Below are 25,219 nucleotides of genomic sequence, written 5' to 3'. Positions count from 1 at the left end.
AATATTCCGCGTGATCAGCTGTCGCTCAGGAAGCGTCCCAATCGGCTATAGACCGTCGGCCGCGCATACCGCAGCCACGCCGCGAAGGTCGCACCGATGACAGCGATCGCCGGTGTCGTCCACGGCAGCATCGACACGACGACCGACGACGTACCGGCCATCAGCGAGACGTTGCCGATCATCGCGTACAGGAAGTAGCCGAATCCCGCAAAGCTGATGGCCGGGAAAACAGCCCACCGGACAAACCGCGTCTCGCGCTCGCGACGGGCGGCGAAGAACCGGATGACCGCGAGCGCGGTCAGCGCCTGCACGCACACGATGCCGATCGCGGACGGAATGCTCAGATACGGTGCGATCACCATGACCGGGTCGACACGATAGAGGGCAAACAGAACGATCATCGTGACCATGATCGTCGACTGCATGTTCGCAGCGCGGATCGGAAGCCCCTTCTTCACGCTCAACCGCGCAAGCCACTCGAACGCAATGCCGTCGCGGCCGAGCGAATACCAGTAACGCACGGTCGCGTTGTTGAAGCTGATGATCGCGGCCAGCATGCTGGTGATCAGCAGTGCATTGGTGACCACCACCATCTGCTTGCCGAGTACCCGCTCAGTCACGGCGAACCACAGATCCGCCGGGGACTTCACCGCAAGGGCAACGACTTCGGCATAACCGAACGCATTGGACATCTGCACCGTCGACACCACGTAGATCGCCATGATGACCGCAACGCTGACGTACGTGGCGATCGGAATCGACCGGCTCGGGTTCCGAACGTCGTTCGCGTAGATCACGGTCGTCTCGAATCCCATGTAGGCCACCACGACGAACACGAGTGAAGTGCCGAACTTCGCGGTGAATACATTCGCGGGATGCAGCGGTGCGAGACTGAAGTGCTCAACGCCTCCGCCCGTGGCAGCCACCTTGATGTTGAAAGCGACGATCAACCCGATCTCGACAATCATCAACAGGAACAGCACCGCGCCATTGAACTGCACATTGTTGATCGCGAACACGTGCACGACAACCGCCGCGCCCAGCGTGCCGAGCCACCACGGCACGGTCACGCCGGTCAGCGTGCCGATGAAATAGCTGATATAGAAGCCCAGCAGTGCATAGCACGCGAGCGTGATCACGAAATAGGATGCGACAGCCATGAACGCGGCTCCCACGCCCGCCGGCCGGCCCAGACCTTGCCCGACGTAGGCATAGAGCGCGCCGGCATGACTCACGTGGCGGCTCATCGCCGTGAAACCGACCGCGAAGAACAGATAGATCAGCCCCACGCAGAGATAGGAACCGGCGATCCCGATTCCGTTTCCATACGCAACGCCATACGGCACGCACCCGATGAGGCTGGTGAGCGGCCCGTTGGTGGCAAGCACGAAAAATACGATGGCAATCCAGTTCAAAGGCCGCGTGGGTGCGGATGCAGGGGTGGCCGCTGACGTCTCCATGGTGGTTCCTTGTCGATGAGGGGAGGTGCATTACAAGCCCGCGTGCCCGGCGAACAGCGCTCGCCGGCGCTCGGCATCGGGATCCTGGTCGATGCGGCAGGTGCGGTCGAAAATCCGTATCGAACGCGCCTCCGTCGTGTAAAGCGGCCACACCGGGGCGCCGCGCGCCGATGGATCTCCGTATCGGGCGAAATCGGCCCATGCGCGCCGCATGCGCGCGGCCAGTTCGAACCGGTCGCCTCGCGTGTCGCCCGGATACCGGTTGCCCGGGAAATCCGTGCTGTCCCAGGCCGGAAGCGCGTAGTCGAGCGTACCGAATACGAAAGGGATCTCGGCGCCGTGAATGGCGTAGCTGCCGCCACAGCACGGGAATTCCCAGTCGAACCGGTACATGAATGTGTCCGCCCGCCGGCTGTTGCGCTCCGCCAGCGCCACCGCGGGCATCCAGAACACGGCGTCCGTCAGATCCCGACCGATCGTGTCGGGTTCGATTTCATGGGTACGCCATGCGGCTCCCACGGTTGCCGTCACCTCGTCCGGGCCGGTGCTGAACGGGCGGACACCGTTCTCCAGCGCGTCGCGATGGCCGGTCGAGTCGAGCGAATCGTGCGCGAGCAACCCGGGTTCCAGAAAGTACGCTGCCTCGTGACGCGTCGTACCGATCATCATCGGTATCGACGGGCTCCGGCTTCTCGACGCATCGATGACGACACCATCGTCGACGGGCCAGAACGCGGTATAGCCATGGCGATCGAACAGGCGTCGCGCGGCTTCGAGCACCCGCTCCTCCGGCATCCCGTCGAGCGATCGCGCATCGGCGCCCAGCATCGAAAGGAATTCACCGGCCCTGGCGTTCGCCTGCTCCCGCGACAGCATCGTGAGAAACGCGCCGCTCTGAATGATGGCCTTGTGATACAGGCCGTCGGCTGACGGCATCATCGTCAGCGCGCAGATCTTCCCGCCACCGCCTGATTCGCCGAACAGCGTGACGTTGGTCGCATCGCCGCCGAATGCGCCGATGTTCGCCGCGATCCACTCGAGCGCCAGCACGATATCCTGCTGTCCCACGTTCGCCGCGTGCGAATAGCGGGCATCCTGATCGCACAGGTACAGGTAGCCGAACGCATTGAGGCGATGGTTGACCGACACGACCACTACCTGCTGCTCCTCGGCGAGCATGCGCCCGTCGTACAGCGGCAGGTTTGCGGAACCCGACAGATACGCGCCGCCATGCAGCCACACCATGACGGGCAGACGATCGCCACGCTCCGCCGCGACCGGCATCCAGACATTGAGGTTCAGGCAGTTCGCCGAATGGCCTCCATCGAACTGCCAGGCCGGCAAGTCGTCATTGAACTGCGGGCATGCATCGCCATAAGTGCAGCAATCCCGGATTCCGTCCCATCCCGGTGCGGGCGCAGGCGGCTTGAAACGCAGCTCGCCATTCGTTGGCCTTCCATACGGAATGCCAACGAACCGGATGCTGTCGCCCATGTGGGCGCCGCAGACCTTCCCTTGCGAAAGCGTCAATACGCAGTCGAGACGTTCGGCGCATTCGTCGATCGCGGAGAAACTCGTGTACTCGTTCATCGTTCTATCCAGGCCGGGGCAGATGGGATTTTGATTGGCGCACGTCTTATGTACCGTCCAGCCGGTACAGTAACGAAATCAAAAAAAATGGCAAAGGGAATTTGTATAATGCACCGTCCAGCCGGTATGGCTCGTTTCGAATCATTTTTACTGCAGTATTCCGCCAGATAGCATATGAACAATGAAATCAGCGACACAAAGAGAAAAATATTCGAAGCGTCGCGAAACATCCTGCAAGACAAGGGCATCCTGGGATTAACCCTTGCAGAGGCCGCGTCGGTTGCCGGCATCAGCAAAGGAGGACTGCTCTATCACTTCTCGAGCAAGTCCGAACTTCTGGCCGGGCTGCTTCACTTCGAAGCCACCACCTTCGAGCGGGCAGTCACCGAAGCCGCACAGGCCGATGGGCAGCCAGGCGCCTGGACGCGCGCCTACATCATCGCGAGTTCCGAACAGGCGCTGCAAGGGAGAAGCCTTTCCGCCGTGATCGGCAGCCTGCTTCTGGAACCCGGCCTGCTGCCTGTTTACGCGACGCATGCGGCGCGCTGGGCAGAATTGCTGAGCCGCGACCAGTTGCCCGAACGCACCGCTCATATCATCCGCTTCGCGGTGGAAGGGCTGTGGTTCGACGAAGTGTGCGGACTGCGTCCGCTGGGCCCGGCGCAGCGCGAGGCATTCGTCAACTCGCTTCTGGCCATGACACGTCCGGCCGCCTCGGGCCAATAGCCCGCTTCGGAGCGCGCACGCTGGCGGGGCTCGCGAATCGTCGCCCGCGATCACCACTGGCCTCTTCTGTCGACTGCAAGCGTCCTGCCATGCCGCCCACGGTTACGCCAGTGCCAACGACGCGGGGAAGCCTCTGCTGCGCCATCGGGCGCGCCAGACCCGGCCGGCGCCATATTTGCCCTGTCGCGTCAGTCATGCGCCCGGATTCAGGTGCCGTTCACGTCGCCTCGTCCCCGGCGAATCCGTGCCACCGAAGGCGAAGCGCTGTCGAGTCCTCCGCCGCGCCGGCCAGTTCGCCGAAGCCGATCGGATAAGATACGGCCGGCCACGCACTTTGGCCCATGACCGAACCGACGGAGTGTTTTCAGTGATTCAACCGACCCCAGTATTCAAGGACAACCTCGCGCAACTGCCGGCCATCGACGGCGTCGCGCGCATCGATCTCGTCGGCGCGAACGGCGACGTGGTCGCGACCATCGAGAACCAGCCGGGCAAGCAGGGCTCGCTCGCGGTGTACAACTATCTGCGGCAGGCCTTCGGCACGCTCGACGCGAAGGCTGCCGAGCATGGCCTCGCGGTGTTCGCCGAGCATACGGCCGACGCGCGTAACCGCCCGGGCGCGCACCCGAACGTCGATCGTCTGCTGGCGATCGTCGACGGCGGCGCAGCGCTGCGGATCGACGTCGTCGCGCAGGGCTGAGTCGTTGGCGGCACGCGCGCGGAAAATCGCGATCGTCGCGTTCGCCGCCCTTTCGACGGAGACTGCCCGCGTGTTCCGCTTCATCGCTCCGGCCTTGGCCCGCCGTCTCGCCCCTGCAGCCGCGATCGCGGCCGTTGCCTGCGCCGCGCTCGGCGGCACGGCATCGGCCGATACGCTGCGCACGGCCTCCGAGATCGCCGGCGCATCGCTGGTGCCGCTCGGCGTGCTGCCGCATTCGCCGGAGAACGGGTCACTCGATCCGTTTTGCCCGCAATATCGCGCGAAGACCACCACCGCGGCCGGCCGCGAAGTCGCGAAGCGCAACTGGATCGTGACGTCCGAAGCGCCGCTTGGGCGCTACACGGTCGTGACGTTCTCGAGCGGATTCAGTGCCGGCACGAGCGCGATCTGTTTCGCGCGCAACGGCAACGTCGGTGTGTTCGACGGCACGACGCTCGTCGCGCTCGGCTATACCGCTCGCAAGGCCGGCTGGCAGCTCGGCTCGGCCGATCGTCTGGACAACGGCGCGCTGCTGATCTGGGGCGGCGACGGCCCGGCGCCGCCCGTCGGCGAACTGCATGAAGAGAACGGGAGCCTGCGGCTGACCCGCGTCGCCGCCGAAAGCACGCACTGCAACGGCCGCGCGGTCGTGCCGAACGTGTACGGCAAGCCGCTCGACGCGGCACGCAAGATCCTGATCGCGCATGGCTGGCAACCGCTGCCCCCGCGCGAGAAACCGGACGCGATGGACGGTGCGGCAGCGCTCGCAAAGCACGGCATCATCGAAGCCGAAGCATGTTCAGGCACCGGCATGGGGTATTGCGCGCTGCGCTACCGGAACGCGGCCGGCGCGCTCGGCGTGACGACAGTCGGCGGCGAGCCGGACAAGCCTTCGGCGAACACCGTGATCGACTATCAGGTTGCTTGCCGCAAGCAGTGACGGGTGCGCCGATCGCGCGCGCATGATGATGAGTCACGTTGCGATCTGCGACGCCTGACCATCGTCCGCTCGCTCGATTGACCGGCTGCGCGCGCCCTCCTAAACTGACCTCCCTTTTACGTCGCATCGACAAAAGGGACTGCCATGATCGACCTCTCCACGCTCGCGCTATTCTCCGGCGCGTGTCTCGCGCTGACGGCCACGCCCGGCCCCGACATGCTGCTGATCGCGTCCCGCAGCGTGAGCCAGGGTCGGCGCGCAGGCTTCGCGACGCTCGCGGGCATTCAGGCCGGCACCTACTGCCACGCGCTCGCGGCGGCACTCGGGCTGTCGCAGCTCTTCGTCGCGGTGCCGCTCGCGTACGACGCCGTGCGCTTCGCGGGCGCCGCGTATCTGCTGTATCTCGCGTGGAAAACGTTCCGTTCTGATGCGACCGCGCTGTCGCCCGTCGCGTCGCCACGTCGCCACTCGACCGCGACGATCTTCCGTCAGGGGCTGACGACGAACCTGCTGAACCCGAAGATGGCGCTGTTCGTGCTCGCGCTGTTCCCGCAGTTCGTGCGGCCCGAGCACGGTTCGATCGCCGTGCAGATTCTCGTGCTCGCGACGGTGCTGAACCTGATCGGGATCGTCGTGAACGGCGCCGTGATTCTCTCCGCGAGCCGGCTGAGCCAGCGGATCGGCGCGCGCCGCCGGCCGTCGAAGCTGCCGCAGTATCTGCTCGGGTCGGTGTTCGTGGGGCTGGCGGCACGGCTTGCGGTGGCGGGACGGAACTGAGCACGGGCGGCGCGGCGATACACGTGCTCGTCAGTCGGCTCGATCGTTACCCGGATCGCGTGTATCCACCACCACCCGCAATGCGCCGCTGTCGAGCAAGCTCGCCGGCGTCACGGTGCGGCGACGCCACGGAATCCGGCCGAAGTACCAGATCTTCCAGAAACCGAGCGGATGATCGGGATTCCGGCGCAGCAGCATGTCGAAGGTCTCGACGTCGCCGAGCACGATCCGCGTCGCATCGCGCACCACTTCGCGCACGAACCGCGAGCAGAACTGCCGGCGCGACGCGAGATTGAAACCCGTGTCGTAGACCACGCCGATCCGGCGCATCGCCGCGTCGACGAGCCCGCGCCGCTGCGCGGCGTCGAGCGGCTGCCTGAGCCGCGCGATCACGCATGCGCCGCGGTCGGAGCGCGCGAGAAATCGCGACATCGTCGTCACGCGCGACAGCGGAAACGTGCTCTCCGCGATCAGCGCCTCGCCGCCGCGCTCGCCGACGATGATCCCGACGTGATTCGTCCATGAGCGCGTTGCGCTCGCCACCTCGAGAAACGGCCGCACGGTTACACGGATGAACACGATGTCGCCGATCTCCGGGTCGACCGGCAACGGCGTGTCATGCGTTTCGAGAGAAGCAACGGAGAAGAAACGCCGCCGGCCCGCGCCGGGCGAGCGGACCAGGAGCGGCTGGCAGCCAGTGTCGACAACCATACGGACCTCGCGCGAGTGGTGATGGCGCGAGCATGTCAGCAGCGGCCGGGCTCCGCATCCGCTTCGTGTGCCAGGGTGGGGTTTCGCGCCGCCCGGTGCCGGATTTCGATACCGGCGTGAAGCGTCGCGCCGGCGCCGAAGCCTTAGCGCGTCGCGCCGAGCGCCACGCGCAGCCGCTCCATCAACTGCGTGTAATGGCGCAGCACGTCGTCCTTCGGCACGACATTCGCGGTCGCGAAACGGTCGGACCACGCCGGCTTCCAGTCATAAGAACCATGCACGCTGCGATCGCCGTCGGGCGCCTGGATCAGCGAGCGGATCCGCGCGTCGCGGCCCGGGCCCGTATGCACGTCGAACAGCGCGTGGATGTACGTGTGATACGCGTCGTACACGTCGTCGTCGAACAGGTAGCGGTAGATGTGGAACGTGCGGTCGAGGTCGCGCTTCGCACGGATCACGTCGTCCGGCGAGATGTCCTTCCAGTAGCCGATCCACGTGTAGAAGCACAGCAGCGCATTGAGCTGCGGCGCGACGGCGTCGTACAGCGCGAGCCGCTTCTCGATCAGCCGCTGGTTGGTCCACTGCACGAGTTCGAGCCGCTTCAGCCGGCGCGCGACGAGCCAGCCAAGACACGCGACCGACAACGGCGTCAGCACGCCGAGCACGAGCTTGACGATTTCCAGCGAATTCCACGGATTGTTGAATGGCTGCATGAATGGCCCGACAAGAAGAAACGCACTCGCTTCAACGCATGACCCGGCGCGGCGCGCCGTGTGCCCGGTCGCATCGAGATTGACCGTTAGTTGCTTGCGCATCGAACGTCGCACGACTGCACCGGCAACCCGCGCGATGCGACTTACCCCGCCAGTTTATCCGCCGATTGTCACCGCGCCATGACCATTCGTCGACGCGCTGCCGCCTACCCGCGTCGCACTACGTCGGCAACGCCGACGTGAGCTTGACCTTCTGCATCGGAATGTCGGTCTTCACGCTGAGCACGCCCGGAATGCGCGTGAGGTATTCCATCTGGAAGCGCCGATAGTCGTCGATGTCGGCCGCGACGACGCGCAGCAGGAAATCGCAATCGCCGGCCATCAGGTGGCATTCGACGACTTCCGGCATCTGCTGGACGGCCTCCGAGAAACGGTTCACCGATTCCGCGTCCTGCCCCTTCAGCCACACGCGCGTGAAGATCGTCAGGCCCTTGCCGACCTTCGCGGGATTCAGCACGGCCACGTATTTCTCGATCACGCCCGCTTCCTCGAGGAGCCGCACGCGCCGCAGGCACGGCGACGGCGACAGCCCGACCTCGTGCGCGAGTTCCACGTTCTGCATCCGGCCGTCGCGCTGCAGCGCGCTCAGGATCCGGCGGTCGATAGCGTCAAGTTTCATTTGGCATCCGATTCCAAAAAATTCATGTATCACGCGTTCAATGCCAAATTCTGAGAAAAATCTGGCCACAACGCAACCCGATTCGAGTCAAAAAAGCAGACAATCCCTCCCCCGAAGGAGGAGTAATGAGCAGTAGCGTTTCAACGTCGTCCGGGCTTCGCGACAAGCCCGCCTATGTCGCCGAGATGGGTCGCGGTTTGCGCGCGGCGCTGCCCGTCATGCTGGGTTTCGTGCCGTTCGCGCTCGTGCTGGGCGCGCAGGCCGCGCAGAAAGGGCTGAGCCTGTTCGAGGTGCCGATGATGACGGGCCTGAACTTCGGCGGCGGCTCGGAATTCGCGGCGATCCATCTGTGGACGTCGCCGCCGCACATCGCGCTGATCGTCGCGATGTCGTTCCTCGTGAATTCGCGCCACATCCTGATGGGCGCCGCATTCGAGCCGTACATCCGGCGCCTGCCGCGCCGCCGCGCGTTCATCGCGCTGTTCTTCATGTGCGACGAGAGCTGGGCGATGTCGCTCGCCGACGCCAGGGCGCGCTCGGCCACGCACATCAGCGTGCCCTATTACGCGGGCATCTGCATGGGGCTCTACCTGACGTGGATCTCGATGACGACGCTCGGCGCAGCAGTCGGCCCGACGATCGGCAACGTCGAGCAGTACGGCTTCGACATGGCGTTCACGGCCGTGTTTCTGGTGCTGCTGCGCGGGATGTGGAAAGGGATGCGCGCGAGCCGCCCGTGGTTCGTGAGCCTCGTCGTCGCGGCGGCCACGCATCTTGCGTTGCCGGGCGCGTGGTACGTCGCGGCCGGCGCGTGCGCGGGACTGATCGCCGCGCTGCTGTGGGAGCCGCGCGATGCCTGAGCTTCCGGATTTCAGCACGGTCGCGACGATCGTGCTGATGGCGTCGACGACGTATCTGTCGCGCATCCTCGGCTACGTGCTGCTGCGCAACCGCACGCTGAGCCCGCGGATGGCGTCGGTGATGGAGAACGTGCCCGGCTGCGTGCTGATCTCGGTGATCGCGCCGGCCTTCGTGTCGACGCGCCCCGCCGACCTGCTCGCGCTCGCGATCACGCTGCTCGCCGCGACGCGCCTGTCGATCCTGCCGACCGTCATCGTCGGCGTCGTCTCGGCCGGCCTGCTGCGCTACCTGCTCGGCTAAGCGGTGCCGGCCCGCCGCATCGCCGGCACATTCGACGACGAACGGGCGCACGAGGCGCCCGTTTTCACGTCCGCGCCGCCGAACGCCGGTGGCGTGACACGACGATCCTCACGCCGCGGTGCTAGCCTTGTGGTTTGCGCCACGCAGGCCGCGGCGCTGCACTCCCCCTCTCATTGCCCATCTCCGCGAGGATCGTCCCGATGCAAGCAACCCGCCCGCTGTTCGACCGTGTCCTGCTCACCAACGACGACGGATTCGACGCCCCCGGCCTTGAAGTACTCGAACAGGTCGCCACGCAACTGGCGCGCGAAGTGTGGATCGTCGCGCCGGCGGAAGACCAGAGCGGCACGTCGCATTCGCTGAGCCTGCACGAACCGCTGCGCGTGCATCGCAAGGGCGAGCGCCGTTTCGCGGTGCGCGGCACGCCCGGCGATTGCGTCGCGATCGCGGTCAGCCACCTGATGAAGGATGCGCGGCCCGACGTCGTACTATCGGGCGTGAATCGCGGCGCGAATCTCGGCACCGAAACGGTGTTTTCCGGCACGGTCGGCGCCGCGATGACGAGCATGCTGGTCGGCGTACCGGCCATCGCGCTGAGCCAGGCGTTCACCGATCGCAACGCGGTGCCGTGGGGCACCGCACGCGCGCATGCGCCGGACGTCATCCGTCGGCTCGTCGCCGCCGGCTGGGACAGCGATGCGTGCCTCAACGTGAATTTCCCGCCGCGACCGGCCGACGACGTACGCGGCCTGAAGGTGACGAACCAGGGCACCGGCACGCTGCAGGGTGTCGAGATCGTGTCGGGGCGCGATCCGCGCGAGATCGACTATCACTGGCTGAGGCTCGCGCGTGCCCCGCGCGACGACGATGCGGATTCGGAAACGGTTGCGCTCGGCGAAGGCTACATCGCGGTCACGCCGCTGAAGTTCGAGCGCACGCACGACCAGGCGCTCGCGCGGCTGCGGTCGAACCTCGGCTGATCGCCCGCCCCTTCCGATCGCCCCGGCGGTTGCGCACGCGACGCGTGCGCGCCGCTGCATCACCCCATCACGTCAGGTTCAATCCGCCATCGAGCATCACGATCTCGCCCGTCACGTAATCGGATGCGACGAGCATCGCGACCGTCTGCGCGATGTCGTCCGGCGTCGCCGCGCGGCGCATCGGCGCGCGCTCGCGCCACAACTGCTGCGCTTCCGTCCAGTCGGCAGTCAGCGGCGTATCGACGAGCCCCGGCGCCACGGCATTGACGCGGATCGCCGGCGCGAGCGTACGCGCGAGCAACCGTGTCGTGTGATTGAGCGCGGCCTTCGCGGCCGCATACGGAATCGACGCGCCCTTCGGCCGCACGCCCGCATGGGAGCTGACGTTCACGACGCACCCGGCCCGCCCGTGCGACGCGGCCTCGCGCAACGCGGCCTCCGCTTCGGCGACGAGCCGGAACGGCGCGATCACGTTGATCTCGTGCATCTCGCGCCACACGTCGGGGGTGGCCGCCGCGAGGTCGTCATGCGGAATCACGCGGCTGACGCCTGCATTGTTGACGAGCACGTCGAGCCGCCCGTGCACGGCAAGCGCGTCGCGGATCAGTCGCACGCGCTCCGCATCGTCCGCAAGATCGGCCTGCACGTAGGCCCCGCCGAGTTCGCGCGCCATCTCGCGCCCGGTGCTGGCCGAGTGGCGCGAATGCAGGATCACCGCGTAGCCGTCCGCCGCCAGGCGGCGCGCAACGGCCGCGCCGATCCCCGACGTCGAGCCGGTGACGAGCGCAACCGGCCGGTGCAGGCGCGACGCGCGCGGCTCGCCGGCGGCTTCGGTTTCAGGGGCCGTTTCGGCTATCGGGGCAGACATCGGCGGGAGCGGCGCGTCCATATCGGGGAACCCTGTCAGTGGCGTTCCCGCATCATAAGCGCGACGACGCCCCCTGACGCGAACGTGACGGCCGCCACCACGAGAATCGCCGCCGCGAAGCCGAAACGATCGGCCATCAGGCCGGCCGACAGCGCGCCGATCGCATAGCCGAGATCCCGCCAGAACCGGTACACGCTCAGCGAACGCGCGCGCCAGCCGGGCTCGGACGCATCGGACACAGCCGCAATCAGGCTCGGATAGACCATCGCCGTGCCCAGGCCGAGCAGCACGCTCGCGACGAGCCACCAGCGGAACTGCCCCGTCAGCGCGGTCAGCGCAAGCCCGGCCGCCTGCACCCACATTCCGGCGACGATCAGCCCCTTGCGGCCCCACCGGTCGCTCAGCGGGCCGGTGACGACCTGGCAACCTCCCCATACGATCGGATAGACGGCTTTCAGGATGCCGATCCGCTCGATGCCGAGCCCGAGCGTCGTGAAGAACAGCGGGAAAATGCCCCAGCTCATCCCGTCGTTGAGGTTGTTGATCATGCCGGCCTGCGACGCCGCGAACAGGTTGCGGTCGCGGAACGACGTCAGCAGGAAAACCTCGCGGAACGACAATGCGGACGCGCCGCCCGGCTTGCCGCTTTCGAGTCGCACATGCTCGCGCGTATCGCGCACGACGAGGATCGACAGCAGCAACCCCGCGATCGCGTAGAACACGCCGAGATAGATCGGCGTCGGCCGCAATCCATGGCGGCTCGCGAGATAACCGGTCGCGAACGCGGTCGCGCCCACCGCGAAGTAGCCGGCGAATTCGTTCAGGCCGACCGCGAGGCCGCGGCTCTTCGGGCCGACCAGGTCGACCTTCATGATCACCGTCATCGACCATGCGAACCCCTGGCTCAAGCCGAGCAGCACGTTCGCGGCGATCACCCATTCCCAGTTCGGCGCCGCGATGATCATGAACGGCACCGGCAGGCCGAGCAGCCAGCCGACGATCAGCACGCGCTTGCGCCCCCACGTATCGGCGAGCTGGCCCGACACGAGGTTGGCGAACGCCTTCACCAGCCCGAAGCTGACGATGAACGACGTGATCAGCGTGGTCGATTCGAGATGGAACTGCTCCGACCCGATCAGCGGCACGACCGTGCGCTCGATGCCGACCATCCCGCCGACGAACGCGTTGACCAGCACGAGCAGCGCGAATTGCCGCCAGTTCGCGCGCAGGCCGAGCGCCACTGCGCGCCCGCCGCGCGCCACCGCTCCATTCGTCATCACGTCAGCCCCCCGCCGCGTCGCGCCCCGCGTTGGCCGCGCGCAGCTGCGCAGCGGCCGGCGGTGCGGGCGGCACGTCGGCCAGCATGAAGCGGACGAACGCGTCTTCGTCGTCGATGCGCAGCGCAGCGTTGTAGCGCTTCTCGAACCCGATCGTCGACGCCGGTTTCCCGCTGAGCGCGCGTCCGCACACGGAGCCCGAGAACGCGCCGGGCAGCACTTCGACGTGGTCGGGCAGCGCGGCCAGCCGCCGCACGCTGCGGAACAGGTCGCGCGCCCCCGTTTCGGCGCTGACGGCCAGCTCGGTGCGGCCGACGTCGCCGATCATCAGCGTATGGCCGGTCAGCACGAACCACGGCTCGTCGGCGCGCGTGCGATCCGTCACCAGCAGGCTGATGTGCTCGGGCGTGTGGCCAGGCGTGTGCAGCACGTCGACGGCGACGTTGCCGAGCGCGAGCCGGTCGCCCTCCCCGACGCCGGTAAACGGCACCGCCACATCGGCCCGCGCGGACAGCACGTACGCCGCGCCGGCCACGTCGGCCAGCGCACGGCCGGTCGACAGGTGGTCCGCATGCACGTGGGTATCGATCACGTATGCGATCTTCATGCCGACCGCCTCGGCCGCGCGCAGGTAGTCGTCAGGCGGAGCGACCGGATCGACGACCGCGCCGGCCGCCTTGCCGCCGCAGCCGAACAGGTATGAAATGCCTCCCGTATCGGGATGCAGGAATGGTCTGAGGATCATCGGATTTGCCCCTGTCCCGCGGATGCGGTAACATTCAATCAATTTGATGAATGATTGATCGAGGAGAGGCCACGTGTCAAGCACGGGACCCAAGCAAGCGATTTATGCGAGCCTCGCCGAGGTCGCGCAGGCGATCGGTCACCCGAACCGGCTCGAACTGCTCGAGCACCTCGCGCAGCGCGAGCGGTCGGTCGAGGAACTGACGACGCTGTCGGGGATGACGTTCGCGAACACGTCGCGGCACCTGCAGATCCTGCGGCGCGCACGCCTCGTCGATACCGAGCGGCGCGGCAAGCACATCGTGTATCGGCTCGCCGGCGACAGCGAAGTCGTCGTGCTGATGAAGGCGCTCGGCCGCGTGGGCGAGCGCAATGTCGCGGAGGTCAACCAGGTGCTGGGCGACTACTTCCATGCGCGCGATGCGCTGGAGCCGGTGTCGCGCGGCGAGCTGACCGGCCGGATGGCCGACGGGCTCGTTGCGCTGCTGGACGTGCGTCCGCACGACGAATTCGCGCTCGGGCACCTGCCCGGCGCGATGAACATTCCATTGAGCAACCTCGAAGAACGCCTCGGCGATCTGCCGGCCGGCACGGAAATCGTCGCGTACTGCCGCGGCCCTTACTGCGTGCTCGCGTTCGAGGCCGTCGCCGCATTGCGCGCACGCGGCTTCAAGGCCGCGCGGCTCGAAGACGGCTTTCCGGAGTGGAAGGCGGCCGGCCTCGCGATCGAGACCGACACGGCCGAGTGAAGAAACGCGGCCCCCGTCGAAGCGGGCTGCTTGCGGCTTACTTGCCGGCCAGCGCCAGCGACGGCGCGAGCGCGCTGTTCGGGTCCTGGCCGTTCCACTGGCCAACCCACGCATCGTTCGGCGTCGAACCCATCACGAAGTCGAGCGTGCCGCCGGCCTTCATCTCGTCATAGGTGATGTACGGCCGGTGCAGCGGCGTGCCATTCAGGCTGACCGACTGCACGTAGCGGTTGACCGGCGACGGCGCGCCGCCGCCCGCCGTATGCGCGCTCACCTTGAAGCGCCGCGTCGCGCCGAACTTCAACACCCCGCCCGCCCCGCTTCCCGACGCAACCGGGATGTCGATCGTCGCTTCCTCGAACAGCGGCGTGCCGAAATAGAACACGCCGCCGACCGGATTCAGCGAATAGATGCCGAGTGCGGACAGCACATACCACGCGGACAGCTGGCCGCAATCGTCGTTGCCCGGAATCGCCGCATCGCGTACGCGCCGCGGATCGTTCACCGCGGCCTTCAGGCTGTCGCCGCTCAGTAACGCGCGATCGCCGGCCGTCAGCGTCAGCGAGTACATGTCGTCCATCACCGTGCGCACCCGGTCCTGCGTCTTCGACGGCATGCCCGCGACGTCGTACAGGTACGGCAGGTGGTTCGCCGGCTCGTTGCCCGCGAAGAACTGGCCGCTGCGGCCGGTCAGGTCCGGAAAGCCCTGGTTGTTGAGGAAGGTCAGCGGGTTGGACTGATCGAACGTGCGGTCGAGCTGCGCGATGAACTGGCTCTTGCCGCCGAGCAGCGCAACGAGGCCCGGGAAGTCGTGGAAGATGTTCCACGTATCGACCCACGAATTCGATTCGGAGAAGTCCGTCTTCTCGGCGGCCGACGGATCGAAGCCCGCGACCCAGTTGCCTTGCGCGTCCTTCGGCTGCGAGAACTTCCAGCCGTTGTTCGGCACCGGGTTGAACACGTTCCGGTAGTTCTGGCTGCGTTGCAGATACGGCCGGTAGTCGGCCGCGCTCCTGCCGGCCGCCTTGCCGACCGCGGCCGTCGCCCAGTCGTCGAACGCATAGTCCTGCGTCGTCGACACCGACGCGTTGTCGCCGGCGAACACGTAACCGCTTTGCCGATACTGATCGAAACCGTGCGCGCTTGCGCTCTGCGTGGTCGTCAAGGCGGTCCAGATGTCGTCGATGCCCGCGCTCGTCAGGTGCTTCAGGTACGCATCCGCGATCATCGGGATCGACGGGTGGCCGGCCATCGTGAAGGTTTCCGTTTGCGCGAGCGGCCACACCGGCAGCTCGCCCTTGCCGTTCTGCCTGAACTGCGTGAGCAGCGACTTCACCCAGCCGTCGACGCGCTCGGGCTGCACCAGCGTCATCAACGGCGATTCGGCGCGGAAGGTATCCCACAGCGAGAACGTCGACGAATAGTCGAAGCCCGGGTTCGCATGCTTGCTCGTGGTCGGCGGCGACTTCGTGCCGTCATTGGTCGAATCCATGCCGACGTAACTGCCGTCCGCGTTGTTGTAGACCGTCGGCGCGAGCATCGTGCGGTACAGCGACGTGTAGAACATCGTCCGCTGGTCGGCGGTGCCGCCCTTGATCCGGATCCGGTCGAGCGCGGCGCTCCACACGCGCTCCGCGGCGCCGCGCACCTGGTCGAACGATTTCGTGCCGACTTCCGACGCGAGATTGGCCTGCGCATCCGCGATGCCCGACGGGGAGATGCCGACTTTCACGGTGACCGCGCCGCCGTCGCTGCCGTCGGCGAACGTCAGGTAGGCCTTGAAGCCGTCCGCGCTGAACGCGACGTGCTTCGTATCGAACGGCTTCGAGAAACGCGCGACGAAATACGTCGGCTTGTTGTTCGCCCAGTTGTTCGTGAACTGCCAGCCGGCGATCGTCTGCGCGTCGATGACCTGGATCTTGCCGCTCGCGGTCGAGCCGCCGATCGGGTTGTCGATGCTCACGATCATGCTGCGTTTCTGCGTCGCCGCACTCGGGAAGTACGTATAGCGATGGACGCCCGCGTGCGTGGTCGCCGTCATTTCCGCGAGGATCTTCGCGCCCTGCACGTTCCACGGCGTGTTGCCGCTGCCGACCGGCGCCATCTTCACGCGGTAATAGCCGGGGCTCGCGGTTTCGTCGTCGTGGCTGAACGATGCGTTGTAGGTGATCGTCGCATCCGCGGCGACCTTCGCCAAGGTCGCCTTGTCGACCGGCGCGAGCGTCGGCATGAACCGCACTTCACCGCCCGAACCGATGCCGGTGCCCGACAGGTGCGTATGCGTGAAGCCGGTGATGAACGGATCGTCGTACTGGTAGCCCGACGTGCGATCCCAGTTCCACGGCAACGTATGCGCGCCGCCGGTCGTGTCCGGCCCGAGCTGCACCATCCCGAACGGCACGGTCGCGCCCGGGTACACGTGACCGTGCCCGCGCACACCGCTGCCCCAGTCCGCGTTGATGTCGAGGTTCGCGGTGCCGATCATCGGATCGACGCTGCGCAGCACCGACCGCTTGCTCGCGCCGCCGTTCTCGCCTTGATCGTTCTGATCGCCCTGGCCGTTCTGGTTGCCTTGATCGTTCTGGTTGCCCTGCGCGTTCGATATCTGCGCCAGCACGCTCGCATCCGTCGAACCCTGATCGCCTCCGCACCCCGACAACACGGCAAGGCACCCGATACCCACCACATGACGTAGCTTCATCCGTTCGTCCCTCCCTCTCTCTCGTCGATCCTGTTGGCAAGAACCGCTCGTTGATCCCCTGGATTTACTGCGCGCCGCCCGCCCGCGGGAACGACGGCATCGCGGATGCATCGGTGCCCCACGTCGTGGCGCTCGCATCGGCCGTCATCGAATACGACAGCTTCCCGCCCTTCGCGATGCGCTCGAACGGCAGCCACGCGGTCGAGTAAGGTGCGCCGTTCAGCTTCAGCGACTTCACGTAGAACGACGCGCCGTCGCCCGAGCCCGCGCCCGGCGCGGCGATGTGCAGCAGGCGGTAGCTGCCGTCGTGCTGCCCGACGCGCACCGTGATCTTCTCGAACTGCGGGCTCGACAGCGCGACGCCGCTCACGCCCGGTACGACCGGATAGAGACCGAGCGCGGCCCACACGTACCAGCCGGAGATCGCACCGAGGTCGTCGTTGCCGGGCAGCCCTGCCGCACCGGTGCCGAACTCGCTCGCGAGCGACGCGTGCAGCACGCGCTGCGTATGCGACGGTGCGCCGGCCCACGCATAGGCCCACGGCACGGCCATCGTCACTTCGTTGCCGACGTAGAAATACGGCTGCACGGTGCCGATGTTCAGGTGCGTGAAGAACGTGTCGAGCCGCTTCACGACCGGTGCGGCGCCGCCCGCCTGCGCGACCACGCCGGCGAGATCGTGCGGCACGTACCACGTGTACTGCTCGGAATTGCCTTCCATGAAGCCCGAACCGTCGGTCACCCACGCACCGGCCGACGTCTTCGGCTGGATCGCGCCCTGGTCGAACAGGTTTTGCCAGTTGCCGCTCGACTTCAGCAGCGTGCCGGCCGTCGCCGTATCGCCAAGCGCCGTCGCGAAGCGCGACACCGCGAAATCGCGCAGCGCGTATTCGAGCGTGTTCGACGCGGTCTGGTTGTCACCGTTGCCCGATGCCGGCACGTAGCCGAGCCGGTCGTAGTCCGCGCGGCTGCCCATCACCGGCGTGCCCGCGCACGCGGCGCCCGGCGCGGTGCTGGTCTTCATGATCGACAGCGCGGCCTGCGTATCGAAGTTCGTCGCGCCGAACGCATACGCGTTCGCCGTGACGATCGACCCCGCATCGCCCGGCATCACGGCCGTTTCGGTATTGAAGTACGCCCAGCGCGGGAACGCGCCGCACGCCTTCGCATCGAGCACGAGCGACTGCACGATATCGCTGGTGCGCACCGGGTCGAGCAGCGCCTGCAGCTGGATGAACGAGCGGTCGATGTCCCAGCCGGAGAAGTTCGCGTACATCGTGCGGCCCTTGTCGACCTGGCGCGTCGGCGCCGTGGATGCGCCGTTCGACGCGTAGAAGTCCGGATACTGGCCGTTCACGTCGTTGAACACGTTCGGGTGCAACGACGCGTGATACAGCGCGGTGTAGAACTTCGTCTTGTCGGCTTCGTTGCCGCCCGTCACCTGGATCGCGTTCAGGCGGGCGTTCCATGCGGCGCTCGCTGCGCTGCGCACCTTGTCGAAGCGCCAGTTCCGGCCGCCTTGCGCATCCGTTTCCGGATTCTCCGCGCGCAGGTTCGCCTTCGCATTCGCTTCGCTGACGAACGAGATGCCAAGCTTCATCATCACGTCCGGATGCTTGCGGTCGACGTTGAACGTCAACGTCAGCGGGCGGTTGTTCGACAGCGCGGGCTTCGCCGCGAACGGCTGGCTGAATTCCGCGTAGTAGTAGACAGGCACCGCATGCCCGGCCCAGCAGAACCCGCCGCCCGCGATCGTGCCCGACAACGCCCGGTCGCCAACCTGGCCGACCGTGTCGGCCGTCGTGCCCTGCGCACGGTTGTTCAGCACGGTCGGATCGATCGCGATCGTCGCCTGCTGGCCCTGCGCGAGTGCCGGATACGTGAAGCGCGCGAAGCCGGTGCGTACCGTCGTCGTCAGCTCGGCCTTGATGCCGTTGCCGAGCGTGACGCCGTAGTAGCCGGCCTGCGCGGTTTCGTTCGCGTGGCTGAAGCTGGCCGGCGTGCCGGCGTCGCCGGGTGCGAGTTGCGGCATCACGTTCAGGTAGCCGCCGTTCGCCCAGCAGCCGGTGCCGCTCAAGTGCAGGATGCTGAATGCGTCGATCGACGTATCGCCGTACCAGTAGCCGCCGGAGAAGCCGGAGCCGTCGCCTTTGCGGCTGTCGTATTGCGCAGTGGGCGTCATCGGGCTCCACTGCATCATCCCGAACGGAACCGTCGGCCCCGGGAACGTGCCGCCGCCGAGACCCGAGCCGACCGGGTCGGCCGGCTGGTCGGTCGCGTAATCGGTGCCGATCAGCGGATTGACGTACTGGACGACGCGGATGTCGGCGTTTTTCTTCGACGCCTCGTTGCCGTTGCTCTCGTCGTTTCCATTGCGGTTGTCGTCGCCGCCGTTGCCGTCTTCGTTGCCTTGCGAATGCGCCGCGGCCGACAGATTCGAAGCCGCTGCCGACGGCGAATCGCCGTCACCGCCGCATGCAGCCAAGACAACGCACAGCGCCAGCAGCGCCGTTCCCAACCCCCAGTTCCTCGACATCGCCTGTCTCCGTTTCGCTCTTGAATCAAGCTGTTGGTTCGAACTACTGAGCTTCCAGCCAGGAATCTTTTCGTGACTTGTCGCGTACGCGGTCAATCGGTCGAAACTGCCGGACGCGCGTATTTATTGCCGCATTCGGGTGACCGAAAAAAGACGCGCCGGCATGTCGAAATACCGGCGCTCAGGAACGGACAATGCGCACAAGCGTGCCCAAATAAACGCGATTTCTCTACCCCGTATTTTTACGAATTTTTATTTTGTTTATCTAAACAAGATAGAGTTGATTCGATTTTTTATATGGAATCCGGCATCGCGGATGCGATGGGTCTTTACGGCTGTTTCGGCAGCTCGACATAGTCTTCAAGCTCGCCCGCGATATAAAGCCGTTTGCCGATTCGCGGGTATTCGCAGACGTCGTGTTCGAGCCGCTGCCCGCCGACGAGCAGCTCCAGCGGCGCTTCGCCCGTGTTCTGCACCGTATGCGCTTCACCGCCGCGCGGAAAGCCGATGAAGTCGCCCGGTCCGATTTCACTGGCGCGTTCGCCGATCGTGACCGAGCCCGTGCCGGACAGCACGTACACGAATTCTTCTTCGTACAGGTGACGGTGATATTCGGCCGATTCGTGACCGGGCATCAGCGTGAGCAGATGGACACCGAATTGCGTCAGACCGGTCAGGTCGCTGAGTTGTCGCTTGAGACGAACGGCATTGGGATTCAGCGAATGCACCGCGCGCGCCGGTTCCATCTTCTCGATATCGGCGGCCTTCAGCAGTTCCCGGGGAAAGGGCGTTGGCATGGGGATCTCGCAAGCGTGAATGCGTCTATTGAACGCGGCGCCGACGTGGCGCGCGCAGCGGCTATTGTCCGACATTTTCACGCTCGAAAGGTACGCCAGGCCGCCCCTGCGATACGGCTAGCGCGCGCAATCGGCCAGCAGGTTCACCAGCACCGACGCGCCCTGCGCGAGGTGCACCGGATCGGCATCTTCCGCTTCGTTGTGGCTCAGGCCGGCCTTGCACGGCACGAACACCATCGCGGACGGCGCGACGTACGACAGGTTCACCGCGTCGTGCCCCGCGCCGCTGCACATCTCCAGGTACGGATAGCCGGCGGCGGCCGTTGCCTGCCGCACGCGTGCGACGCATTCGGCATCGAACACCACCGGCTCGTATTCGGCGATCGTCTGCACCTCCACGCTCGCGCCGCGCAGCGCGGTGCGCTCTACGCAGATCGCTTCGATGTCGGCGACGAGCTGCTGCAATGCAGGCTGCGACGGGTGGCGCACGTCGACGCTGAACCGGACCTTGCCCGGTATCGTGCTCGGCGAATTCGGCTGGCACGCAACATGGCCCACCGTCACGCGCGCATCGGCGTCGAACGCGTGGCCGTGCTCGATGATCGCGGCGATCATCGCGGCCGCCGCCCCCATCGCGTCGCGACGCACGCTCATCGGCGTCGTGCCCGCATGCGATTCGAAACCGGTCACCGTGACGTCGAGTTCGTAGATGCCCTGCACGCCCGTCACGACGCCGATCGGCAAGCCGGCCTGCTCCAGCACCGGCCCTTGTTCGATGTGCGCTTCGAAATACGCTTGCGGCATCTGCCGCTCGCGCGCAGGGCCGGCGAAGCCGGTCCGTTCGAGCTCGTCGCGGAGCAGCACGCCCGTCTGCATGCACGGGCGATCCAGTGCGTAGTCGAGATCCAGCGAGCCTGCGTAGACGGCCGAGCCCATCATGCCCGGCGTGAAGCGCGAACCCTCTTCGTTGGTCCATGCGACGACTTCGATCGGATGCCGCGTTTCGATCCCGTGCTCGTTCAGCGTGCGGATCGCTTCGAGGCCCGCGAGCACGCCATAGACGCCGTCGAAGCGGCCGCCGAGCGGCTGCGTGTCGAGATGGCTGCCGCACATCACGGCCGGCAGCTCGGGCTGCGTGCCCGGCCGGCGCGCGAACACGTTGCCGATCGGATCGACGCGGATCTCGCAACCGGCCGCCTCGCACCACGCGATGAAGCGGCGCCGGCCGCGCGCGTCGTCGTCGCTCAGCGCGAGCCGGCAACTGCCGCCGTGCGCGGTCGCGCCGATCGCCGCCATCTCCATCAACGAATCCCACAGCCTTTGCTGGTTAACGAGCATCATCGTCGCCGCTCCTGAAAAGCACCGAGCATATACACTCGACCCAATAAGAAAAATCCAAGATTTCGTTGTAGACGATAATTTTTTCTTGTCACCTGGCGTTCCGCCCGGAACCCCGCGCTTTCTTCGTCACCGGATCGGTCACCCATGAAGCTCAAGCAGCTCGATGCGTTTCTCGCGGTCGCCGAGCATCGCACCATTCGCGGCGCGGCGCGCGCGCTCGGCGTTACGCAACCGGCCATCAGCAGCATCGTGCGTGAACTCGAACAGGAGCTGGGCGTGCCGCTCGTCATGCGCAGCGTGAAAGGGATCGCACTGACCGACTACGGCAGCGCGTTCGCGATTCGTGCGCGCCTGATCGTCGAGGAGATCCAGCGCACGCGCGACGAAATCGAGCAGTTGCGGCTGGGCACGACCGGCTCGGTGTCGATCGCGGTCAGCCCGACGGTCGCGTTGACGATCCTGCCGCGCGCGTTCGCGGCATTCGCGCGCGACCTGCCCGGCGCGACGCTGAACGTCGACGATGCGCTGACCGCGACGGATCTCGCACGGCTGCGCGACGGTTCGCTCGACTTCATCGTCACGCATCAGCTGTCGAACGCGCTGCCGGACCCCGACGAATTCGTCAGCATTCCGTTGTTCCGGACGGCGTTCGCGGTCGTCGCGAGAAACCGCCATCGGCTCGCGCACGCCCGCTCGTTGCGCGAACTCGTCGATGCGCAATGGTGCGTGCCGCGCTACGGCGAAGGCGGGGACGATCTGGTGCGCTCGATCTTCATGCCGTTCGGCATCGACACGCCGAAGCGGGTGGTGCACTGCCCGTCGTTTGCGGCGACACTCGGGCTCGTGTCGCAGACGGATGCGCTCGGCGTGTTCGCACGGCCGCTCGCCGACGTCGAACGCAAGTCGCGCGGCATCGTCGCGCTGGACCTCGCCGAGCCGATGCCCGCGTTGACGGTCGCGATCGTGATGCGGCGTCATGCGTTGCTGACGCCGGCCGCGCTGCATTTCATCGAATGCCTGAAGGCGGCGTCTGCAACCGTCGTGAATCAGGACGATGCGTGACGTTCAACGCACGTGCACGCCGCGCAGCTCAGTCAGCAACGCGACGAGCCGGTCGATGTGCGCATCTTCCGTGCGCCACGACGATACGCTGATCCGGAACGCCGGCCGCCCCTGCCACACGGTCGCACCGAACCACACGTCGCCCGACGCCTGCGCGGCGTCGAGGATCGCGGCGGTTTCGTCGTCGGTGCCGGCGCGCACGAGCACCTGGTTCAGCACAACGCGGTTCAGCACGTCGTAGCCGGCCGCCCGCAGGCCGTCCGCGACCCGCGCCGCCTGCGCGCAATGCCGCTCGACCAGCGTCGCCACGCCGGCGCGGCCGAGCGAACGCAGCGCGGCCCAGACCGGAATGCCGCGCGCACGCCGCGAGAATTCGAGGTTCAGGTTCTTCTGCGCATCCTGCGCGCCGCTCAGGTAGACGGCGTCGCTGTTCATCGCGGTCGCGAGCGCGGCTGCGTCGCGGCAGATCACCATCGCGCCGTCGTACGGCGTGTTGAGCCACTTGTGGCCGTCGGTCGTCCAGCTGTCCGCGCCGTCGATGCCGTCCGTCAGCGCGCGCTTCGACGAGGCGCGCGCCCACAGGCCGAATGCGCCGTCCACGTGCACCCATGCGCCCGCCGCCTTCGCGGGCGGAATCAGCACCGCGAACGGATCGAATTCACCGGTGTTCACTTCGCCGGCCTGCACGCAGAAAATGGTCATGTCGTCGAGCGGCGGCATCTGCGCGGGGTCGATGCGGCCGTGTACGTCGACCGGCGCGACGACGATGCGCTTCATCCCGAAGCCGAGCACGCGCAGCGCCTTCTTCACCGTGATGTGCGCGAGCGCGGAAATCACGACCTTCACTTCGGGCGCACCGATCAGGCCGTTTTCATCGATATCCCAGCCCTTGCGCGCGAGCAGCGCACGCCGCGCGGCCACCAGCGCGACGAGCGTGCAGGCCGTCGCGCTCGTGCCGAAGCCGACCGCGCTGCCTTCGGGCAACGCGAGCGCATCGACGACCCAGCGCGCGGCCTGCCGTTCGAGCGTCGCGGCCACCGGCGAATTCGCATACGACGATGCGCACTGGTCCCACGCAAGCATCAACCGCTCGGCGGCCGCCGCGGCCGGCAGCGTCGCGCCGATCACGAAGCCGAAGTAGTTCGGGCCGTTCGATGCGACCGTCGCGGGCGTGCCGTGCTCGTCGAGCAGGCGCAGCACGTCGTCGGCCGGGCGGCCCGTATCGGGCAACGGTTCGTCGAACGCGGCGAGGCCAGCCAGCGCGGCCGCGTCGGGAAACGCGCGCCGGTCGGCGGTTGCAGCCAGATACGCGTGCGCGCGCCGGTCGGCGTCGGCCAGCAATGCAAGTTCGTCCATGTCGGTTGCCTCGGTGGGAGTCAGAGTTGCGAGAGATCGTGGCCGAGCTGCTGCAGCGCGCCGTCGATCCGCTTGTAGTACGTGAACTTGCCGACGCGGGTCGCCCGCACGAGCCCGGCATCCGCGAGGATGCGCATGTGGCGCGTGGTCGTGGCCGGCGCGATGCCGAGCTTCTCGGTGATGTACGTGCAGCACACGCCGAGCTCGTCGAAGTCTCCATGCGGCTGCGGCGGGAAATGCCTGCGCGGCTGCTTGAGCCAGCGCAGCACGGCCAGACGGCTTTCGTTGGCCAAAGCGCTGATGCGGGTGACGTCGTCCATGGGGTGCGGTTTCGTTTGACGTTTTGAATATTAGCTAAATGACGAAATGTGGGCAAATGGTTTGGCGGGGGATTTCCGCCGGCGATGCGATCGCAGCGAGACCGTCGCTGCAACGTGTGGCGACGCGTTACGCCGCCGTCAGCGCCTGCGTCAGCATGTCGATCAACGCGCGCACGCGCCGCGGCTGCGCCACACCACCTGGATAGACGATCTGCAAATCGACTTCATCCGGCGAGAAGTCGCGAAGGATCTCGATGAGCGCACCCGAAGTCAGATCCCGTTCGACGTCGACCAGCGACTTCAGCGCAATGCCATGCCCCGCGACGCACCACGCGCGCACGAGCGCGCCGTCGTTGGCCACACGCCGGCCGCGCACCATCACACGCTTCGGTTGTCCATCGATGCTGAACGGCCATTCGGCATAGAGCTCCTGCCCGAAACGCATCACGATGCAGTCGTGAGCAGCAAGATCGTCCGGATGCGTCGGCGTGCCGTGCGCGGCGAGATACGCGGGTGACGCGCACACCACGCGCCGTGCCCGGCCAAGCGAACGGCTGCGCAGCGAACTGTCGGCCAGCGTGCCGCGGCGGATCGCGAAATCGAGCCCCTGCCCGACGAGATCGACGTAACCGTCGCCGAGATGCAGGTCGACCGTCACGCCCGGATGCTCGGCCAGGAACGCATCGACGACCGGCACGACGCGCTCGCGCCCGAGATCGGCCGGCGCGCTCAGCCGCACGGGCCCCGACAGCGTCTGCACGCCCAGCCGCACGCGGCTCTCGAGTTCGTCGGCTTCGGCCAGCAGGCGCCGTGCGCCGTCGGCGAGCGTGCGCCCCTCGTCGGTCAGGCTGATCGCGCGCGTCGTGCGCGTGAGCAGCGCCGCGCCGTAGTGGCGCTCGAGCGCCGTCAGCCGCTCGGACACCGTGGCCGGCGACAGCCCGACCTCGCGGCCCGCCGCGGCCAGCCCGCCCTTCTCCACGATGCGCAGGAACAGCGCGAGGTTGTCGAGCAGCATTGTTCGCCTCTTCCGA

At 66.7% G+C, this 25,219-nt stretch carries 24 protein-coding genes; 9 read left to right on the top strand and 15 right to left on the bottom strand.

The window, feature by feature from the left end:
* Positions 1-14: 14 nt before the first annotated feature.
* On the bottom strand, positions 15-1,388 hold the full coding sequence (locus OHZ10_RS20005) for an APC family permease (RefSeq protein ID WP_256086899.1): 1,374 nt from the start codon (positions 1,386-1,388) through the stop codon (positions 15-17).
* Positions 1,389-1,490: 102 nt separating this feature from the next.
* Entirely contained in the window at positions 1,491-3,050 is a 1,560-nt protein-coding gene (locus OHZ10_RS20000; protein WP_342705621.1) for a carboxylesterase/lipase family protein, read from the bottom strand.
* Positions 3,051-3,224: 174 nt separating this feature from the next.
* Between OHZ10_RS20000 and OHZ10_RS19995 the strand changes: the two genes are divergently transcribed.
* The 4 genes from OHZ10_RS19995 (at position 3,225) to OHZ10_RS19980 (ending at position 6,193) form a co-directional block, all read left to right on the top strand.
* Positions 3,225-3,776, top strand: a complete 552-nt coding sequence (locus OHZ10_RS19995) for a TetR/AcrR family transcriptional regulator (protein WP_059237878.1) — start codon at positions 3,225-3,227, stop codon at positions 3,774-3,776.
* A gap of 367 nt (positions 3,777-4,143) precedes the next feature.
* Complete coding sequence (locus OHZ10_RS19990) at positions 4,144-4,476, top strand: DUF2322 family protein (RefSeq protein ID WP_256086901.1); 333 nt, start codon at positions 4,144-4,146, stop codon at positions 4,474-4,476.
* Positions 4,477-4,546: 70 nt separating this feature from the next.
* On the top strand, positions 4,547-5,416 hold the full coding sequence (locus OHZ10_RS19985) for a PASTA domain-containing protein (protein ID WP_422674355.1): 870 nt from the start codon (positions 4,547-4,549) through the stop codon (positions 5,414-5,416).
* 144 nt (positions 5,417-5,560) lie between these two features.
* Positions 5,561-6,193, top strand: a complete 633-nt coding sequence (locus tag OHZ10_RS19980; protein ID WP_059237880.1) for a LysE family translocator — start codon at positions 5,561-5,563, stop codon at positions 6,191-6,193.
* 30 nt (positions 6,194-6,223) lie between these two features.
* On the opposite strand, the gene OHZ10_RS19975 is transcribed toward OHZ10_RS19980, so the two are convergent.
* The 3 genes from OHZ10_RS19975 to OHZ10_RS19965 all read right to left on the bottom strand — a co-directional run bounded on the left by OHZ10_RS19975 (position 6,224) and on the right by OHZ10_RS19965 (position 8,296).
* A complete protein-coding gene (locus OHZ10_RS19975; protein ID WP_059237881.1) occupies positions 6,224-6,904 on the bottom strand; it encodes a YebB family permuted papain-like enzyme in 681 nt (226 codons plus the stop codon).
* A 143-nt stretch (positions 6,905-7,047) separates the two neighbouring features.
* On the bottom strand, positions 7,048-7,617 hold the full coding sequence (locus OHZ10_RS19970) for a hypothetical protein (RefSeq protein WP_059237882.1): 570 nt from the start codon (positions 7,615-7,617) through the stop codon (positions 7,048-7,050).
* Between the two features lie 220 nt (positions 7,618-7,837).
* A complete protein-coding gene (locus tag OHZ10_RS19965; protein WP_059237883.1) occupies positions 7,838-8,296 on the bottom strand; it encodes an Lrp/AsnC family transcriptional regulator in 459 nt (152 codons plus the stop codon).
* Between the two features lie 125 nt (positions 8,297-8,421).
* On the opposite strand from OHZ10_RS19965, the gene OHZ10_RS19960 reads away from it, so the two are divergent.
* The 3 genes from OHZ10_RS19960 to surE all read left to right on the top strand — a co-directional run bounded on the left by OHZ10_RS19960 (position 8,422) and on the right by surE (position 10,437).
* On the top strand, positions 8,422-9,156 hold the full coding sequence (locus OHZ10_RS19960) for an AzlC family ABC transporter permease (protein ID WP_059237884.1): 735 nt from the start codon (positions 8,422-8,424) through the stop codon (positions 9,154-9,156).
* Positions 9,149-9,457: an AzlD family protein gene (locus OHZ10_RS19955; protein WP_059237885.1), complete on the top strand. Its 309-nt coding sequence runs from the start codon at positions 9,149-9,151 to the stop codon at positions 9,455-9,457. Before OHZ10_RS19960 ends, OHZ10_RS19955 begins: the two co-directional genes overlap by 8 nt.
* A 200-nt stretch (positions 9,458-9,657) precedes the next feature.
* Complete coding sequence (gene surE / locus OHZ10_RS19950) at positions 9,658-10,437, top strand: 5'/3'-nucleotidase SurE (protein WP_059237886.1); 780 nt, start codon at positions 9,658-9,660, stop codon at positions 10,435-10,437.
* Between the two features lie 67 nt (positions 10,438-10,504).
* Here the strand turns inward: surE and OHZ10_RS19945 are convergent, their stop codons facing one another.
* From OHZ10_RS19945 to OHZ10_RS19935, 3 genes are read right to left on the bottom strand one after another with little or no spacing between them, the layout of a single operon-like run.
* Complete coding sequence (locus OHZ10_RS19945; protein ID WP_340625447.1) at positions 10,505-11,326, bottom strand: SDR family oxidoreductase; 822 nt, start codon at positions 11,324-11,326, stop codon at positions 10,505-10,507.
* Between the two features lie 14 nt (positions 11,327-11,340).
* Entirely contained in the window at positions 11,341-12,582 is a 1,242-nt protein-coding gene (locus OHZ10_RS19940; protein ID WP_059240846.1) for an MFS transporter, read from the bottom strand.
* Positions 12,583-12,586: 4 nt separating this feature from the next.
* Positions 12,587-13,327: an MBL fold metallo-hydrolase gene (locus tag OHZ10_RS19935; protein WP_340625448.1), complete on the bottom strand. Its 741-nt coding sequence runs from the start codon at positions 13,325-13,327 to the stop codon at positions 12,587-12,589.
* A 73-nt stretch (positions 13,328-13,400) separates the two neighbouring features.
* On the opposite strand from OHZ10_RS19935, the gene OHZ10_RS19930 reads away from it, so the two are divergent.
* A complete protein-coding gene (locus OHZ10_RS19930) occupies positions 13,401-14,075 on the top strand; it encodes a metalloregulator ArsR/SmtB family transcription factor (RefSeq protein WP_342705619.1) in 675 nt (224 codons plus the stop codon).
* A 37-nt stretch (positions 14,076-14,112) separates the two neighbouring features.
* Here the strand turns inward: OHZ10_RS19930 and OHZ10_RS19925 are convergent, their stop codons facing one another.
* The 4 genes from OHZ10_RS19925 to OHZ10_RS19910 form a co-directional block, all read right to left on the bottom strand.
* Positions 14,113-16,776: a GH92 family glycosyl hydrolase gene (locus tag OHZ10_RS19925; protein WP_342705618.1), complete on the bottom strand. Its 2,664-nt coding sequence runs from the start codon at positions 16,774-16,776 to the stop codon at positions 14,113-14,115.
* Positions 16,777-16,840: 64 nt separating this feature from the next.
* Positions 16,841-19,312, bottom strand: a complete 2,472-nt coding sequence (locus OHZ10_RS19920; RefSeq protein ID WP_342705617.1) for a GH92 family glycosyl hydrolase — start codon at positions 19,310-19,312, stop codon at positions 16,841-16,843.
* Positions 19,313-19,641: 329 nt separating this feature from the next.
* Positions 19,642-20,109, bottom strand: coding sequence for a cupin domain-containing protein (locus tag OHZ10_RS19915; protein ID WP_059237892.1), 468 nt, complete (start codon positions 20,107-20,109; stop codon positions 19,642-19,644).
* Positions 20,110-20,226: 117 nt separating this feature from the next.
* Positions 20,227-21,450 (bottom strand): Zn-dependent hydrolase, encoded by a 1,224-nt coding sequence (locus OHZ10_RS19910; protein WP_059237893.1) that lies wholly within the window; start codon positions 21,448-21,450, stop codon positions 20,227-20,229.
* Positions 21,451-21,594: 144 nt separating this feature from the next.
* Here OHZ10_RS19910 and OHZ10_RS19905 point away from each other — a divergent pair, with 144 nt between their 5' ends.
* The gene (locus tag OHZ10_RS19905; RefSeq protein WP_174992615.1) at positions 21,595-22,512 is read left to right on the top strand and encodes a LysR family transcriptional regulator; all 918 of its coding nucleotides are present in this window, start codon (positions 21,595-21,597) and stop codon (positions 22,510-22,512) included.
* A 3-nt stretch (positions 22,513-22,515) separates the two neighbouring features.
* On the opposite strand, the gene OHZ10_RS19900 is transcribed toward OHZ10_RS19905, so the two are convergent.
* The 3 genes from OHZ10_RS19900 to OHZ10_RS19890 form a co-directional block, all read right to left on the bottom strand.
* Entirely contained in the window at positions 22,516-23,868 is a 1,353-nt protein-coding gene (locus OHZ10_RS19900; protein ID WP_342705616.1) for a pyridoxal phosphate-dependent decarboxylase family protein, read from the bottom strand.
* Positions 23,869-23,888: 20 nt separating this feature from the next.
* Complete coding sequence (locus tag OHZ10_RS19895; RefSeq protein ID WP_059237896.1) at positions 23,889-24,188, bottom strand: ArsR/SmtB family transcription factor; 300 nt, start codon at positions 24,186-24,188, stop codon at positions 23,889-23,891.
* A 127-nt stretch (positions 24,189-24,315) separates the two neighbouring features.
* On the bottom strand, positions 24,316-25,203 hold the full coding sequence (locus OHZ10_RS19890) for a LysR family transcriptional regulator (protein ID WP_342705615.1): 888 nt from the start codon (positions 25,201-25,203) through the stop codon (positions 24,316-24,318).
* Positions 25,204-25,219: the final 16 nt, after the last annotated feature.

Origin of the sequence: Burkholderia arboris (genome assembly GCF_038723655.1) — a bacterium.
GTDB classification, from domain to species: Bacteria; Pseudomonadota; Gammaproteobacteria; order Burkholderiales; family Burkholderiaceae; genus Burkholderia; species Burkholderia arboris.
This window is presented reverse-complemented; position numbering and strand designations above follow the sequence as displayed.

Excerpts from the sequence above, each read along its gene's own strand:
- OHZ10_RS20000 (WP_342705621.1), bottom strand. The coding sequence starts at position 3,050 with ATGAACGAGTACACGAGTTTCTCCGCGATCGACGAATGCGCCGAACGT.
- OHZ10_RS19995 (WP_059237878.1), top strand. The coding sequence starts at position 3,225 with ATGAACAATGAAATCAGCGACACAAAGAGAAAAATATTCGAAGCGTCG.
- OHZ10_RS19980 (WP_059237880.1), top strand. The coding sequence starts at position 5,561 with ATGATCGACCTCTCCACGCTCGCGCTATTCTCCGGCGCGTGTCTCGCG.
- OHZ10_RS19975 (WP_059237881.1), bottom strand. The coding sequence starts at position 6,904 with ATGGTTGTCGACACTGGCTGCCAGCCGCTCCTGGTCCGCTCGCCCGGC.
- OHZ10_RS19970 (WP_059237882.1), bottom strand. The coding sequence starts at position 7,617 with ATGCAGCCATTCAACAATCCGTGGAATTCGCTGGAAATCGTCAAGCTC.
- OHZ10_RS19965 (WP_059237883.1), bottom strand. The coding sequence starts at position 8,296 with ATGAAACTTGACGCTATCGACCGCCGGATCCTGAGCGCGCTGCAGCGC.
- OHZ10_RS19960 (WP_059237884.1), top strand. The coding sequence starts at position 8,422 with ATGAGCAGTAGCGTTTCAACGTCGTCCGGGCTTCGCGACAAGCCCGCC.
- OHZ10_RS19955 (WP_059237885.1), top strand. The coding sequence starts at position 9,149 with ATGCCTGAGCTTCCGGATTTCAGCACGGTCGCGACGATCGTGCTGATG.
- surE (WP_059237886.1), top strand. The coding sequence starts at position 9,658 with ATGCAAGCAACCCGCCCGCTGTTCGACCGTGTCCTGCTCACCAACGAC.
- OHZ10_RS19945 (WP_340625447.1), bottom strand. The coding sequence starts at position 11,326 with ATGGACGCGCCGCTCCCGCCGATGTCTGCCCCGATAGCCGAAACGGCC.
- OHZ10_RS19940 (WP_059240846.1), bottom strand. The coding sequence starts at position 12,582 with ATGACGAATGGAGCGGTGGCGCGCGGCGGGCGCGCAGTGGCGCTCGGC.
- OHZ10_RS19935 (WP_340625448.1), bottom strand. The coding sequence starts at position 13,327 with ATGATCCTCAGACCATTCCTGCATCCCGATACGGGAGGCATTTCATAC.
- OHZ10_RS19925 (WP_342705618.1), bottom strand. The coding sequence starts at position 16,776 with ATGAAGCTACGTCATGTGGTGGGTATCGGGTGCCTTGCCGTGTTGTCG.
- OHZ10_RS19920 (WP_342705617.1), bottom strand. The coding sequence starts at position 19,312 with ATGTCGAGGAACTGGGGGTTGGGAACGGCGCTGCTGGCGCTGTGCGTT.
- OHZ10_RS19915 (WP_059237892.1), bottom strand. The coding sequence starts at position 20,109 with ATGCCAACGCCCTTTCCCCGGGAACTGCTGAAGGCCGCCGATATCGAG.
- OHZ10_RS19910 (WP_059237893.1), bottom strand. The coding sequence starts at position 21,450 with ATGATGCTCGTTAACCAGCAAAGGCTGTGGGATTCGTTGATGGAGATG.
- OHZ10_RS19905 (WP_174992615.1), top strand. The coding sequence starts at position 21,595 with ATGAAGCTCAAGCAGCTCGATGCGTTTCTCGCGGTCGCCGAGCATCGC.
- OHZ10_RS19900 (WP_342705616.1), bottom strand. The coding sequence starts at position 23,868 with ATGGACGAACTTGCATTGCTGGCCGACGCCGACCGGCGCGCGCACGCG.
- OHZ10_RS19895 (WP_059237896.1), bottom strand. The coding sequence starts at position 24,188 with ATGGACGACGTCACCCGCATCAGCGCTTTGGCCAACGAAAGCCGTCTG.
- OHZ10_RS19890 (WP_342705615.1), bottom strand. The coding sequence starts at position 25,203 with ATGCTGCTCGACAACCTCGCGCTGTTCCTGCGCATCGTGGAGAAGGGC.